The 14,410-nt window shown below is 55.3% G+C and carries 14 protein-coding genes and 1 tRNA gene; 5 read left to right on the top strand and 10 right to left on the bottom strand.

Annotation, left to right across the window (positions count from 1 at the left end; translation table 11 throughout):
* Positions 1-44: 44 nt before the first annotated feature.
* From ACWKXT_RS13745 to ACWKXT_RS13735, 3 genes are all read right to left on the bottom strand, one after another.
* Positions 45-1,004 carry a YbgA family protein gene (locus ACWKXT_RS13745; RefSeq protein ID WP_454532653.1) on the bottom strand — a complete coding sequence of 320 codons (960 nt, stop codon included), beginning with the start codon at positions 1,002-1,004 and terminating at the stop codon, positions 45-47.
* A 102-nt stretch (positions 1,005-1,106) separates the two neighbouring features.
* Entirely contained in the window at positions 1,107-1,517 is a 411-nt protein-coding gene (gene uraH, locus ACWKXT_RS13740; protein WP_454528180.1) for a hydroxyisourate hydrolase, read from the bottom strand.
* 99 nt (positions 1,518-1,616) lie between these two features.
* On the bottom strand, positions 1,617-2,342 hold the full coding sequence (locus ACWKXT_RS13735) for a MerR family transcriptional regulator (protein WP_454528181.1): 726 nt from the start codon (positions 2,340-2,342) through the stop codon (positions 1,617-1,619).
* A 117-nt stretch (positions 2,343-2,459) separates the two neighbouring features.
* On the opposite strand from ACWKXT_RS13735, the gene ACWKXT_RS13730 reads away from it, so the two are divergent.
* Entirely contained in the window at positions 2,460-2,984 is a 525-nt protein-coding gene (locus ACWKXT_RS13730; protein WP_454528182.1) for a lipocalin family protein, read from the top strand.
* Between the two features lie 215 nt (positions 2,985-3,199).
* Positions 3,200-3,643 carry an acetyltransferase gene (locus ACWKXT_RS13725; RefSeq protein WP_454532652.1) on the top strand — a complete coding sequence of 148 codons (444 nt, stop codon included), beginning with the start codon at positions 3,200-3,202 and terminating at the stop codon, positions 3,641-3,643.
* 32 nt (positions 3,644-3,675) lie between these two features.
* On the opposite strand, the gene ACWKXT_RS13720 is transcribed toward ACWKXT_RS13725, so the two are convergent.
* The 4 genes from ACWKXT_RS13720 to ACWKXT_RS13705 form a co-directional block, all read right to left on the bottom strand.
* Positions 3,676-4,263, bottom strand: coding sequence for a hypothetical protein (locus ACWKXT_RS13720; RefSeq protein ID WP_454532651.1), 588 nt, complete (start codon positions 4,261-4,263; stop codon positions 3,676-3,678).
* Positions 4,260-4,529: a hypothetical protein gene (locus ACWKXT_RS13715; RefSeq protein ID WP_454532650.1), complete on the bottom strand. Its 270-nt coding sequence runs from the start codon at positions 4,527-4,529 to the stop codon at positions 4,260-4,262. The genes ACWKXT_RS13720 and ACWKXT_RS13715 overlap by 4 nt, the downstream gene beginning before the upstream one ends.
* Positions 4,530-4,792: 263 nt before the next feature.
* Positions 4,793-5,821, bottom strand: a complete 1,029-nt coding sequence (locus ACWKXT_RS13710) for a virulence RhuM family protein (protein WP_454532649.1) — start codon at positions 5,819-5,821, stop codon at positions 4,793-4,795.
* 58 nt (positions 5,822-5,879) lie between these two features.
* A complete protein-coding gene (locus ACWKXT_RS13705; RefSeq protein ID WP_454532648.1) occupies positions 5,880-6,221 on the bottom strand; it encodes a SymE family type I addiction module toxin in 342 nt (113 codons plus the stop codon).
* A gap of 128 nt (positions 6,222-6,349) precedes the next feature.
* Between ACWKXT_RS13705 and ACWKXT_RS13700 the strand changes: the two genes are divergently transcribed.
* Positions 6,350-6,511 carry a YlcI/YnfO family protein gene (locus tag ACWKXT_RS13700; RefSeq protein WP_205924953.1) on the top strand — a complete coding sequence of 54 codons (162 nt, stop codon included), beginning with the start codon at positions 6,350-6,352 and terminating at the stop codon, positions 6,509-6,511.
* A 480-nt stretch (positions 6,512-6,991) separates the two neighbouring features.
* Here ACWKXT_RS13700 and ACWKXT_RS13695 read toward each other — a convergent pair.
* Positions 6,992-7,086 (bottom strand) — tRNA-Sec (locus tag ACWKXT_RS13695).
* A gap of 289 nt (positions 7,087-7,375) precedes the next feature.
* On the opposite strand from ACWKXT_RS13695, the gene ACWKXT_RS13690 reads away from it, so the two are divergent.
* Both ACWKXT_RS13690 and yicI read left to right on the top strand, forming a co-directional pair.
* The gene (locus ACWKXT_RS13690; RefSeq protein WP_454532647.1) at positions 7,376-8,767 is read left to right on the top strand and encodes a glycoside-pentoside-hexuronide family transporter; all 1,392 of its coding nucleotides are present in this window, start codon (positions 7,376-7,378) and stop codon (positions 8,765-8,767) included.
* Positions 8,768-8,779: 12 nt separating this feature from the next.
* On the top strand, positions 8,780-11,098 hold the full coding sequence (gene yicI / locus ACWKXT_RS13685) for an alpha-xylosidase (protein WP_454532646.1): 2,319 nt from the start codon (positions 8,780-8,782) through the stop codon (positions 11,096-11,098).
* Positions 11,099-11,158: 60 nt separating this feature from the next.
* On the opposite strand, the gene ACWKXT_RS13680 is transcribed toward yicI, so the two are convergent.
* Both ACWKXT_RS13680 and xanP read right to left on the bottom strand, forming a co-directional pair.
* Positions 11,159-12,862 carry an AsmA family protein gene (locus ACWKXT_RS13680; RefSeq protein WP_454528191.1) on the bottom strand — a complete coding sequence of 568 codons (1,704 nt, stop codon included), beginning with the start codon at positions 12,860-12,862 and terminating at the stop codon, positions 11,159-11,161.
* 119 nt (positions 12,863-12,981) lie between these two features.
* Positions 12,982-14,373, bottom strand: coding sequence for a xanthine/proton symporter XanP (gene xanP, locus ACWKXT_RS13675; protein ID WP_014881972.1), 1,392 nt, complete (start codon positions 14,371-14,373; stop codon positions 12,982-12,984).
* Positions 14,374-14,410: the final 37 nt, after the last annotated feature.

Raw genomic sequence — 14,410 nt, 5'->3', positions numbered from 1 at the left:
GCTTTGGGCCTCTGTGGGTCAAACGGGCCTTCGCATTTTTATCGTCAGGTTACTGCCAGACGCAGACCCAAATCATCAGGATAGGGATCAAAGTAGTTTTGCGTCATCAGATACCGGTCGGGGTATTCGGCCAGGTAGTGCTTCAGCAGCGTGATCGGGGCGAGAATAGGTAACTGTCCGTTGCGATAGTTCAGGATCACGTCGCGCAGCTCGCCGCGCTGGCGGGTGTTCAGCTGGTTACGAAAATACCCCTGAATATGCATCAGCACGTTGGTGTGATTTTTCCGCGAGGCGGGTTTTTTCAGGATGGTCATCAGCTTTTCCCGGTACGCCACGAAGAAGGCGTCCAGGTCTTCCCACTCGTGCAGCGAGGCGACGAACGGGCCGATTTCACGGTAGCCTGCCTGATGGTGCGCCAGCAGCTGGAGCTTGTAGCGGCTGTGGAAGTCCAGCAGCGCGCGGCGGGTGAGGCCATTTTTACGCAGCGTGTTCAGTTCGTGCAGCGCAAAAACGCGCTCGACGAAGTTTTCCCGCAGCACAGGATCGTGCAGGCGTCCGTCTTCTTCCACAGGCAGCCACGGACAGGTTTCAAGGAGGGCAGCGGTGAACAGCCCGACACCCTCCTTGCGGCCCCGGTTGCCGTTTTCATCGTACAGCCGCACGCGTTCTAGGCCGCAGCTTGGGGATTTTGCGCAGACGATAAATCCCGACAGATCGCCGATTTTTGGCAGATAGTCCGCCGTAAAGTCGGCCATTTTCTGCGTGAGGTCATCATGAGGCGGCTTGCTGAAACGGAGCTGCGTTTCGCCGCTGTCCGTCAGCGTCAGGCGTATGGCCGGGCGAGGCGTCGGCAGGCCGATCGCCATTTCCGGGCAGACGGGCCTGAAGCTCACCCACTGGGCCAGCTCATCCATGACGAAGCCCATACGCTTGTGTCCGCCGTCAAAGCGAACGGCGGAGCCGGTCAAACATCCGCTAATACCGAGCACAGGTTTCGTTGTCATGATGTGGTCCTCCCGTTCATACAACTAAAACTTACACAACATGACTAATTTGTCCAAGTATTCGCGGAACTATTTTTTATAATCCTTTAAAATCAATGCGTCTTAACTGCCCTTATAGGTCGAGTAACCGTACTGGCTCAGCAGAAGCGGGATGTGCAGCTTTTCGTTGGTGCGGGTGACGGTAAACAGCACCGGGATCTCCGGGAAGAAGGAGTCCAGCTTTTTGCCGTGGAAGTAATCAGCGGTTTTGAAGGTCACTTTATACACGCCGGGCTGCATATCCTGATCCTGCGGATAGAGCGATTTGATGCGGCCGTCGTGGTCGGTTTTGCCGCTGGCAATTTGAGTCCATTTGTCCTGCTGTTGCTTTTCGAGAGTCACCGTCACATCCGACGGCGGCATCCCGGTTTGCTGGTCGAGAATATGGACGCTCAGCGTGCCAGCAGGGGCGCTAAAGGCAGCAGGGGCAAAGGCCATCGAGGCCAGGATCAGCAGAGGGGCAGTTTTTTTCATGTTGTTTTCCTGTGAAGTTGTCAGTCACAGGAAAACGTTAGCATCTGTCGCGCGGAAAAATATTCAACTTTTCGTGAAGATTCCCGCAGGAGAAAATTATCAGAGGATAATCACTTCAAGCGATACCTGCTGCTGCCACTGCTCCACCTGCTTTTTCCGCCCGGCGGTGAGTTTGCCACTGGTGACCAGAAGCCATTTGCGCTCCGGGAAAATTTCCGGTGCCAGCGCGTCAGGGGGAACCGGCAGGATGTCGATGCGGTGGCCTTGACCGGTGCGCATCAGGGCTTCGAGCCAGATCTCGCACGGGTCGTTCAGGTGCCAGCCGCTGAGCAGAATGTTATCGCCCGGCGCTTTTTTATCGCCTTCGAGGCAAAACGAGGTGTAGGCGATGATGATGCCGTCGAGGATCGCGCGCAGGGTCATGGCGGCGGCGACGTTGGCCGAGACCTGGCTGCGCAGCGGGCGCAACACGTTCGTGACCAGCTCCGGCCTTGGATACTCGCGTCCGGCGTCGTAAATCATCTGGCGCAGGGACTCGACTTTGCCGTCCTGCAGGCGTTGCAGCATGTTCTGCTGCAGGGTTTGCCAGTTGTTGGTCCGCCCCGGCGTCGGGCGTTCCAGCAGCGGTTTGACCTGGCCGATCGGGACGCCTTTTTTTACCCAGTCGAGAATTTTTAGCGCCTGCTGGACGTCCTCGTCGCTGTACTGGCGGTGGCCGCCTTCCGTGCGCTGTGGCTTGAGTAAACCGTAGCGACGCTGCCACGCCCGCAGGGTGGTGGCGGTGATGCCGCTGAGTCTGGCGAATTCGCCGATGGAGTAAGCCATATCCGTGTCCAGAGTGGAGGAATACTCTCAATATACTACGAATTTTCCCGAACGGGATGAAGCGCCGAAACGGTGCACTACACTTAACATCCAACCGTGCAAATGAAAGGAATTCTCATGAAGCTATGGCCTGTTGTGACCGGTGTTGCGATTGCCCTGACGCTGGTCGCCTGTAAATCCCCCACGCCGCCGAAGGGCGTGCAGCCGATTTCCGGTTTTGACGCCAGCCGCTATCTCGGCAAATGGTACGAGGTCGCCCGTCTGGAAAACCGCTTTGAACGCGGGCTGGAGCAGGTGACGGCGACCTACGGCGAGCGCAGCGACGGCGGCATCAGCGTGCTCAACCGGGGTTTTGATCCGGTGAAGAACAAGTGGAACGAGAGCGAGGGGAAAGCGTACTTTACCGGCGAGCCGACCACCGCCGCGCTGAAGGTGTCGTTCTTCGGACCGTTCTACGGCGGGTATAACGTGATTAGGCTGGACGATAAGTACCAGTATGCGCTGGTGAGCGGCCCGAACCGCGACTACCTGTGGATCCTGTCGCGCACGCCGACCATCCCGGATGCGGTGAAGCAGGATTACCTGAACACCGCGCGCAGCCTGGGCTTCCGAACCGATCAGCTGGTGTGGGTGAAGCAGTAAAAATCGTGCTTTCTTCCTGGGGCATTACTGGCTCGCCTGTATAGACTTCCGTTAAAAGCCCAACGGAGAAAGACGACATGAACGGGCGAGCGGAGCCGCCATCCCGGTGCTGGCGGCGCAGGAAGGTATTGTGGTGGTACCGAGGGATGGGGTGATGGGGAACAGATCGCAAAGAGTGGATTGAAATAGTTCGGTTTTCTAATCATGATCCCCCCATGAAAATAGAAACCGCACTCCCCAAACACTTTGAACGTCTGGTCGCGATCTGGGAATCCTCCGTCCGCGCCACCCATCACTTTTTACTGGAAAGCGATATTGCGGCGCTGCGCCCGTTATTGTTCAACGCCTATCTGCCGAACCTCAAGGTTGTGATTGCTCGCGATGACGCAGGCGTTATTCACGGCTTTTTAGGCGTGGATGAAAACTGCATTGAAATGCTGTTTGTTGATGATGCGAGCCGGGGGAAGGGCGTTGGGAAATTGCTGCTGAAACACGCCATCGCAGAGTTTGGTGTAAACGAAGTGGACGTGAATGAGCAGAATCCGCAGGGCGTCGCATTTTATCGCCATATGGGGTTTGAGCAGGTCGGACGCTCGGAACTGGACGGGCAGGGGAATCCGTTTCCACTGTTGCATATGCGGTTGGGTGGGCAGGCTTAACGCCCTCTCCCTCTGGAGAGGGCGTCTGCAAGCTAGTTACTGGTAATTTGCCCGATGATTACGCCACGCACTTTTTCGCCATCGAAGTAATACGAGACCGTATTACTCTGGATGAATCCATTCTGTACTGGCGTCTCCTGATAAAAAAGTATCGCTTTCTTTTTGGCGATCCCTTTCTTGCCGAACAATTCAATTAGATTCCTGTGAGTAGCATTCAACAATGGAACATTCGCGACGGAGACGCTGACAGGTTCCGTTGTTTTAGCACACTCTTTATGAATGCCATCCCTGGCTATAACTAGTGCAGTTAACAATCCTGCACCCATTTCGTTATCAGAAATGAACCAGTAATTGGTGTCATCGTTATCATGAAGGCAGACCCAGCGTGCGGAACTGTCTTTGTTAACTGGTGTGCTGGTGATATCTGACAGGTGAGTAACCTCCATTCGTACGGCTTGCTTGCCTATAGAGATGGTCGGTGAAAGGGGCACTGTTGTAGAAATTTCCGTCAGTGATCCGTCTTCATCGTAATACTCGGTCGCGAAGCCGGTCATTTGCGTTGCTGAGACGTGCGAACTGACTGCAACGAGTAATGGCAATAAACAAAATAAACGCTTCATTTGACTATCAATACCGTATCGTTGCTTTTCCAGATACTCCTTCTGGCACTCAGAGGAGCAAAGATGCAGCCCTCTGAAGAGTCGTCAGGGTGCAAACTGCTTTTACCATTTGCTGCGATTTTTCCGGAGAATTTATCGATTAGTTGTTCTATAGAGTGCATAAACTCAATCATCTCTATTGAACCTTCGCGATTTTTTACATCGACAGATCCTTTACTCCTCCGGCCTGAATTATCCTCAAGCCATAAGTAAACTGATATAGCCATCTCAATCTCCTTTTACAGACTGAGTGAAACTACTCTTCATTAATCATTTAAATTGTGACTTACATTTCAAAACATGAACGCTAAAAAACGTTGGCTGGTTAAACAGAAAGTTATCTTTGTGAAATATGAGTGGCTTGAATTGATGTTAAAAAATTATAAGGTTGATTTATGGCTACTCTTCCATCGCAAGAAAAATGATAACTAGAAAATAGCATCAAATATTGAAATGATGAATATCATTAAATACTGAGCCAGCACCGGGATTAGCGCTTAACCTGTTTATCCCATTTTAATAAGCCGACGATATCTTTCTCACCTTCGGCTTCTTTCAGCAGGCGATGCTTTTTTTCAAACTCAATGTATTCTGAGCACGCCTTTTCATCAGCCGCTTTCTTGCTGATTTTGCCTGCTCCTTCTAAAACGTCCCGGTCGTTAAATTGCAGGAATTGATCGAGCTTGGTTTGCCAGTCTCGTAAAAATACCTGCTTGCGGCGTTTGGCCTGATCTTCAGCAAAATCGAGCCACATATTCACGACGCGATTAAGCTCGCTCACCTCATTCTGAGAAAGATAATTTTTTGCAGTGGTGACATCGCTTTTACGGACTTCTTCGCCTTTATAGCTGGTCAGCCCCATATGCGGTTGAGTGGCGTCCGCACGTTGGTGAATCAACTCAGCAGCGGTGTGGCCCGTGCAGGCAAAATGCAGTTTATTCTGGATAGTCTGGAAGAATTGCGTGGTTTCTTTGAGCGATGGCTGATAGTCAGCGGCTAATGCAAAAATCTCCCTCACGCGAAGATAGACCCGACGTTCGCTGGCCCGTATATCGCGAATGCGTTCCAGCATTTCATCGAAATAGTCAGGTACGGCGGAAGATCCGACAGGCGGGTTTTTCAGGCGCTCGTCGTCCATAACGAAGCCTTTTACCAGATATTCCTGCAGCGTTTGGGTGGCCCACTGGCGGAACTGTGTACCTCGCGTGGAGCGGACGCGATAGCCGATAGCGAGAATGACGGGCAGGCTAAAATATTGAACGTTATATACTTTACCATCGCTGGCAGTTGTTCGGTAAAACCGAACAACTGAATTTTCGACCAGCTCATCCTCATCAAAAATATTCTTGATATGCCCGCTGATCGTTGCTTTGGCTTTGCCGTATAACTCACAGATCGTAGCCTGTGAAAGCCACAACGTATCGCTTTCGAAGCGGCATTCAATGCGAATTTTTCCATCCTTGCTGGCAAACATGACAAACTCACCAGCTGGTGAATTGATTAATTCTTCATATGTCATGCTGCCTCCGCTTCATAAGGTTGATGTCTGTAAGTTCGTAGTATGCCAGATACAGCCGCTAAGCCAGGTGGTTTGTATTTGATTTTGCGAGGCGCTTTCCAGGATGCTGAGTTTTAATCGCTGCAAGCGCGTCCTCAATCTCAATGAGCTTTGCCTTCGTCCGCTTATAATCATCCTGCAACCTCTGCTCCTGCTCGTTATACGCCACCAGAACGATGCACCCTTTCATCACCTTTATCGTGACCTGCTGTCCGGTATCAAATCCCGCGGTGCGCAGCCATTTGCCGGAAAGGATGATTTTAGGTGTGGATTTGTCGAAAACATTCGGGCGGTATCCCACAATTAACGATCGCTCGGTTCCGGATTGGTCGGTGTGTGGGGTAGAATGCGAATCAGCCATAATCAACTCCTTGATAGTTGGTGAGGTTAGACGCCCTTTAGTGCTCCAACACTGCTGGGCGTTGTCAGAATTCCGAATCCATGTGGTAGGTACCACATGCAGATAAATTAACCGAAGTGGTACCTACCATGCAAGAAAAAAAGAAACCAAATTTTGACCGCACAAAGAGCACGATGAAGAACATCCGGTTCGAGGATGAGCTTTTGGAACAGATTGAGAAGGCGGCAGGAAAGGGGAATTTTAGTAAGTGGGTGAAAGAGGCTTGTAGGCTTAGGCTTTTGAGTGAGTAGTCATCAAAGCTTTATAGGTAGTGTGAACGATGAAATAGATGATAAGTTCGGAATATATGTTCCAAACTTATCATTGATGATGATTTTATATTTATCAATTATATGCTTGAAATGAATTAGTCGTTTTTAACCGAATCTGCTTTTAAATTTTTGCGAACTGATTCGTCGTTGCATTTTACCATTACAATTGGGACATAAATGTTGTTTCTTCCCTTCAATTTCCCATGTGTAGTATTTCTTCTTAAAGGGATTATGACAGATATCACACTGTCTGGGCTTCAATATAGCACCAATAATGACCATTAAAATTACAGCACCTATAATCCATTCCATTACAGCTTCCCTTGGTGATATTTTTGAAATGGGGGAAAGAATAACACTCAATATTTAAATGAATAAGTGATCATGTTCACATAAGGTGACTGGAATGGGTGAATCTATTTATAAATGAAGTTTTTTTATTAAAGTGGATGGCATTTTTGGCGGAAGATCACAGGAGTCGAACCTGCCCGGGAACGCTGGCGCCCCCAACTGGATTTGAAGTCCAGCCACCTCACCGGAGATGACGATCTTCCGCGCCTGCATTGCTACATGGAGGCGGGGCGCATTATAGCTACTTTCAGGCATTTACCACATCCCCCCGCACACTTTTTTCACCTCTCTTTTGACCTGTACACCCCTGTTTCAGTTAATTCTTAAGAAAATCCTCAGGTTAGCCTTTTGTGCTGCCAACATTTACCCCGATCACAAAAAACAAGAAACGTAATCTGCTAACCAGAAAACGCAATACCCGCCTTTGAAACAATGGTTTAAAACCAATGCAACCGGTCTCAGCGCCCCCTACAGCGTGAAGGATAAAAAAAGATGAGCGAAGTATTGTCAGTAAAAGAGAAGATTGGCTACGGCATGGGAGACGCCGCCAGCCACATCATTTTTGATAACGTCATGTTGTATATGATGTTTTTCTACACCGATATTTTCGGTATTCCCGCCGGGTTTGTCGGCACCATGTTCCTGCTGGCCCGCGCGCTGGATGCGATCTCCGACCCGTGCATGGGGCTGATTGCCGACCGCACCCGCAGCCGCTGGGGCAAGTTCCGGCCGTGGATTTTGTTCGGCGCGATCCCGTTCGGCATCGTCTGCGTGCTGGCGTATACCACGCCGGACCTGAGCCTCAACGGTAAAATGGTTTACGCCGCCATCACCTACACCCTGCTGACCCTGCTCTATACCGTGGTCAACATCCCGTACTGCGCGCTGGGCGGCGTGATCACCGACGACCCGACGCAGCGTATCTCCCTGCAGTCCTGGCGCTTTGTGCTGGCGACGGCGGGCGGCATGCTCTCCACGGTGCTGATGATGCCGCTGGTGAACCTGATTGGCGGCGACGATAAGGCGTTCGGCTTCCAGGGCGGCATCGCCGTGCTGTCGGTGGTCGCGTTCCTGATGCTGGCGTTCTGCTTCTTCACCACCAAAGAGCGCATCCAGGTGCCGCCGAGCACCACCTCCATGCGTGAAGATCTGCGTGATATCTGGCAAAACGACCAGTGGCGCATCGTCGGCGTGCTGACCATCCTCAACATCCTCGCCGTCTGCGTGCGCGGCGGGGCGATGATGTACTACTGCACCTGGATCATGGGCTCGCCGGAGGTGTTCGTCGCGTTCCTCACCACCTACTGCGTCGGCAACCTGATCGGCTCCGCGCTGGCGAAACCGCTCACCGACTGGAAATGCAAGGTCAGCATCTTCTGGTGGACCAACGCCGCGCTGGCGGTGGTCAGCGTGGCGATGTTCTTCGTGCCGATGCACGCCACCGTGCTGATGTTCGCCTTTATCTTCGTTATCGGTGTGCTGCACCAGCTGGTGACGCCGATCCAGTGGGTGATGATGTCCGATACCGTCGACTACGGCGAATGGACCAACGGCAAACGTCTGACCGGCATCAGCTTTGCGGGCACGCTGTTCGTGCTGAAACTCGGTCTGGCGCTGGGCGGGGCGATGATCGGCTGGATGCTGGCAGGCGGCGGCTATGACGCGGCAGCCAAAACTCAGAACAGCGCGACCATCAGCATCATTATCGGCCTGTTTACCCTGGCCCCAGCGGTCTGTTACGTACTGAGCGCCATTATCGCCAAACGCTATTACACGCTGAAAACTCCCTTCCTGACCAAAATCCTGCGCGAGCTGGCGCAGGGCGCGCGCCGCAATCAGCAGGAGTTTGACACCCTGCCGGTCAGCAAAGAATTGCAGAACTAAGAGGACGTAAGTATGAAAATCAGTGATGGAAACTGGCTTATTCAACCGGGTCTGAACGTGACCTATCCGGTGCAGGTGTTCGACGTGGAGCAGCAGGGCAGTGACCTGGTGGTGTATGTGGCGCCGCGCGACGTGCGCGAACGCACCTGGCAGCTCGACACGTTGATGTTCACGGTGCGCCTGTTTGCCCCACAGGAAGGGATCGTTGGGGTGCGCATCGAACACTTCCAGGGCGCGCTGAATAATGGCCCGCACTATCCGCTGAACGTTCTGAAAGACGTGAAGGTAGAGATTGAAAACAACGCCGAATTTGCCGAGCTGAAAAGCGGCAGCGTCAGCGTGCGCGTTACCAAAGGCGAGTTCTGGGCGCTGGATTTCCTGCGCAACGGCCAGCGTATTACCGGCAGCCAGCTGAAAAACAACGGCTACGTGCAGGATACCAACGCCGACCGCAATTACGTGTTCGAACGTCTGGATCTGGGCGTGGGGGAAACGGTCTACGGCCTCGGCGAGCGCTTTACCGCGCTGGTGCGCAACGGCCAGACGGTCGAAACCTGGAACCGCGACGGCGGCACCAGCACCGAGCAGTCCTACAAAAACATCCCGTTCTACCTGACCAACCGCGGCTACGGCGTGCTGGTGAATCACCCGGAAAACGTCTCGTTTGAAGTCGGCTCCGAGAAGGTCTCCAAAGTGCAGTTCAGCGTCGAAGGCGAGTATCTGGAGTACTTCGTGATCGACGGCCCGACGCCGAAAGCGGTGCTGAACCGCTATACGCAGTTCACCGGGCGTCCGGCGCTGCCGCCTGCCTGGTCGTTCGGCCTGTGGCTGACCACTTCGTTTACCACCAACTACGACGAAGCGACGGTAAACAGCTTTATCGACGGCATGGCCGAACGCGACCTGCCGCTGCACGTGTTCCACTTCGACTGCTTCTGGATGAAGGCCTTCCAGTGGTGCGATTTCGAGTGGGACCCGGTGACCTTCCCGGATCCGGAAGGCATGATCCGCCGCCTGAAAGAGAAAGGGCTGAAGGTCTGCGTGTGGATTAACCCGTATATCGGCCAGAAATCGCCAATCTTCCGGGAGCTGAAAGAGAAGGGCTACCTGCTCAAGCGCCCGGACGGCTCCCTGTGGCAGTGGGACAAATGGCAGCCGGGGCTGGCGATTTACGACTTCACCAACCCGGACGCGTGCCGGTGGTATGCCGACAAGCTGAAAGGCTTTGTCGAGATCGGCGTTGACTGCTTCAAGACCGACTTCGGCGAGCGTATCCCGACCGACGTTCAGTGGTTCGACGGGTCCGATCCGCAGAAGATGCACAACCACTTCGCCTACATCTATAACGAGCTGGTGTGGAACGTGCTGAAAGAGACGGTGGGGGAAAAAGAGGCCGTGCTGTTTGCCCGCTCCGCGTCCGTCGGTGCACAGCAGTTCCCGGTGCACTGGGGCGGCGACTGCTACGCCAACTATGAGTCGATGGCCGAAAGCCTGCGCGGCGGGCTGTCGATTGGCCTGTCCGGCTTCGGTTTCTGGAGCCACGATATCGGCGGGTTCGAAAACACCGCTCCGGCGCACGTCTATAAACGCTGGTGCGCGTTCGGGCTGTTCTCCAGCCACAGCCGCCTGCATGGCAGCAAATCCTACCGCGTGCCGTGGGCGTACGATGACGAGTCCTGCGACGTGGTGCGCCACTTCACCCAGCTGAAATGTCAGCTGATGCCGTATCTGTATCGTCAGGCGGCGCTGGCGCGCGAGTTCGGCACGCCGATGCTGCGGGCGATGATGCTGGAGTTCCCGGACGATCCGGCGTGCGATTACCTCGATCGCCAGTACATGCTGGGGGATGCAATGATGGTGGCACCGGTGTTCTCCGAGGCGGGGGACGTGCAGTTCTATCTGCCGGAAGGCCGCTGGACGCACCTGTGGCACAACGACGAAATTCAGGGCAGCCGCTGGTATAAGCAGCAGCACGATTTCATGAGCCTGCCGGTCTACGTGCGCGACAACACGCTGCTGGCACTGGGCAACAATAACCAGAAGCCGGACTACGCCTGGCACGAGGAGACGGCCTTCCAGCTCTTCAACCTGAGCGATGGCGCAACGGCAGTGAGCGAAGTGCCTGCGGCGGATGGTTCTGTGGTGTTTACGCTGAAGGCGTCACGTCAGGGCGAGGTCGTGACCTTTACCGGCGCGGGAGGCGCGCAAAACTGGTCGGTGTGCTTGCGCAACGTGCAGAAGGTGAGTGGCGTGAAGGGCGGTTCTCACTCAGGCAGCGAGTGGGGCGTGGTGGTGAAAGCGGAGGGGGATGAGGTGGTGGTTCACCTTTAATTCCCCTCACCCTAACCCTCTCCCCAAAGGGGTGAGGGAATGGTTTGCTCCCTCTCCCTTTCAGGGAGAGGGCTGGGGTGAGGGTGGTGTTGAAACCACACCGCCCGTCATGGTCTGCTGCACCTGCTGTTTATCCATATTCACCGCGTTCAGCTTGCCGTTCACCGTCGGCTTAAGCGGGGCATTCGCCTGCACACTGCCGCTGGCGGTCATCTGAATATTGCCGTCGCCCGTAATCGGCAGCGCAGGCCAGCCCCACTGCTGCAGCACGTTGAGCGGCACGCCGCGCCCGTTCAGGCTCACCGTGGTCTGCCGCTGTGGCAGTTGCGAAACCGTCGCTGTGGCTTCCAGAATGCCTTTCTCGGTAAACGCGCTCAGGTCGGTAATGTTCACCGTGGCGGCGTTTGCATTCAGCGCCAGCGACGGACGGCGCACGTCGACGCGGTTAAAGGTTGCCGCCGCGCCGTTCAGGGTTGCGCTGCCGCCCCAGACGCCCCACTGGCGATCTTTGGCCAGCTGCAGGTTTGCGCCATAGCCGTCCAGAGAGGTGATCTGCCACGGGAAGGCGGGATCGATGTCGATCACCAGGTTGCGGCTCAGGCCGAATTTTTGCAGCGTGACGCTGTTAAGCCATTCCGGCAGCGGCTCCATCCACAGCGTTTTCCAGTTTTCAGGCAGGGTGTACTCCAGCCCGGCGATGGCAACATCGTCCAGCACCAGCGCTTTGCCGTCGCGCAGCCAGTTGCCGGACGTGCGCACCATGCCGCCCTCCCAGCGGGAAGTGAACTGGCGCAGCGCCATACCCTGCGGGGAAAACTCCGCATTCAAAATCGGGTCAAACAGATGCAGCGAGCCGTAGATAAACTCGCTGGCGTTCATGGACAGGCGGCCTTCCTGGCTCTGCCAGTCGCCTTTGCTGAGAGTCAGGTTGCGCAGGCTTAAATCGAGGTCGGTCACCGCCCAGTCCGGGCCCTGCAGGCGGGCATCGGTGACCTCCAGACGGCCAATTTGCAGGGAAGGAATGGTGGCCAGCGGTGCAAAGAATGCTTTCAGCGTTTTATCGCTCTGCAGGCGGATCTCGTTCAGGCGCATGGTGTCGATTATCCAGCTTCCGTCGGCGTTACGCAGGGCGGAGCCGGTGAGCGAGCCACGGGCCATATCGGCACCGATGGTGTTCAGCACTACCTCTTTGCCGTTCAACTGGCCGTCAATCAGCACGTTGGTAGCCGGGACGCCGTTCAGGGTCAGCGAACCGGCGCTCATCTGGATCTTCGCGTTTTTACCCAGCACGTTGCCCGCTTCTGGCTGCCATGGGCTGACGCCGCCCGTGACCTTCTGCGCGCTCAGATCCCATTCGGTATTCGGGCTGTTAAAGGCCATATTGTTCAGCTGCAAACGATCGGCCTGGAAAGGCATCGGTGCCGTCTGAGGCGAGAGATTCAGCGTGCCGTCGAACAGGGTGATGGTGTCCATGTGCAGCGGATCGGTAACCTGACGGCTGCTCAGACCGATATCGACTTTTTTCGCCACCAGCGTGGCGGGTTTACCGTCCCGCCCAAAGGTGACATTTTCCAGAATGAGGTGGGAAGGCGATGAAAAGCGGTGATTCATCTTGTCGAAACTGAGTTCGTAGTCGGTATTCACCGTAATCCAGCTGCTGACCTGCGCCGCTCCCCATCGGGTCTGGAGCAGAATATACAGCGCCAGCACGACGATAAGCAGGGCTATCAGCAGATAGACGAGTAGCTTTCCAATAAATTTCATGGTCTTCCATCCCGCAAAACGAACATAAGGGAGTTATGCACGATTTGAGCGCAATGCTCAAGGCGGGAATGGTGTAATTAGATGTCACGGCAGGCATTGACTGCCTGCCGTGAGGGAGATCAGTTCTTTTCAGGCGGGAAAACGAGGTTCAACACGATCGCAGTGATACCGCCCGCGGCGATGCCGGAAGAGAGCAGGTTTTTCACCCAGTCAGGCGCAAACTGCAGGATCAGCGGCTGCTGGGAAACACCCAGACCGACGGCCAGCGACAGCGCGATAATCATGATCGCGCGGCGGTTCAGCGGCTCGCGGGAGACAATGCGTACGCCGGAGGCCGCGATAGTCCCGAACATCACCAGCGTAGCGCCGCCCAGTACCGGTTCAGGGATGTGCTGCACAAAGCCGCTTACCGCCGGGAACAGGCCGAGGACAATCAGCATCAGTGCCACCACAAAACCAACGTAGCGGCTGGCCACGCCGGTCAACTGGATCACGCCGTTGTTCTGGCCGAAGCAGGAGTTCGGAAAGGTGTTGAATACCGCAGAGACAAACGAGTTCAGGCCGTTCGCCAGCACGCCGCCTTTCAGGCGCTTCATGTACAGCGGGCCGGACACTGGCTGCTCGGAGACGTCGGAGGTGGCGGTGATATCACCGATGGTCTCCAGAGAGGTGATCATAAAGACCAGCATCAGCGGCAGGAGCAGACCCCAGTCAATGCCCAGACCGTAGTAGAGCGGCGTGGGGACGGTGATCAGCGCGCTGTTGGTCGGCGCGGTGTTCTCCGGCAGCATCCCCAGCGCCCACGCCAGCAGATAACCCGCCGCCATGGCGATCACCAGTGAGGCGACGCGCAGGTAAGGGTTACGCTGGCGGTTAAGCAGAATGATGATCGCCAGCACCACGCCCGCCAGCAGCAGGTTTTTCGGCGCGCCGAAGGTATGGTCGCTCATTGCCGCGTAGCCGCCGCCGATGGAGGTGAGGCCCACCTGAATCAGCGACAGGCCGATAATCATCACCACCACGCCGGAAACCAGCGGGGTGATCACACGGCGAGCCAGATGCAGCACGCGGGAGATGACCATCTCCGTGCAGCTGGCCAGCATCAGGGTGCCGAACAGCGCCGCCATCATCGTTGGAACATCCGCACCGCCGGTTTTCAGCGCCGTGCCGCCCATGATCAGCGGCGCCACGAAGTTAAAGCTGGTGCCCTGAATCGACAGTAACCCAGACCCAACCGGCCCCCATGCTTTAATTTGAATAATGGAGGCCACGCCGGAGGCGAAGAGGGACATGCTGATGATGTGCTGCGTGTCCTGCGCCGGTAAACCGAGCGCCTGACAAATCAGCAGCGCCGGGGTGATCACCGCAACAAACATTGCCAGAAGATGCTGGCAGGCGGCGAAAAGCGTCTGCGGCAGCGGCGGTCGGTCTTCAAGGCGGTAAATCAGTTCGCTATTTTGCTTCTGCGCAATCGGTTGCGCATCAGGCGACTCTATAGTGTTAACGGACATCGGCGGCAATTCCACGGTGGAAAAGCGGGCATTTTAT

Source organism: Enterobacter sp. UPMP701, assembly GCF_053709515.1.
This window is presented reverse-complemented; position numbering and strand designations above follow the sequence as displayed.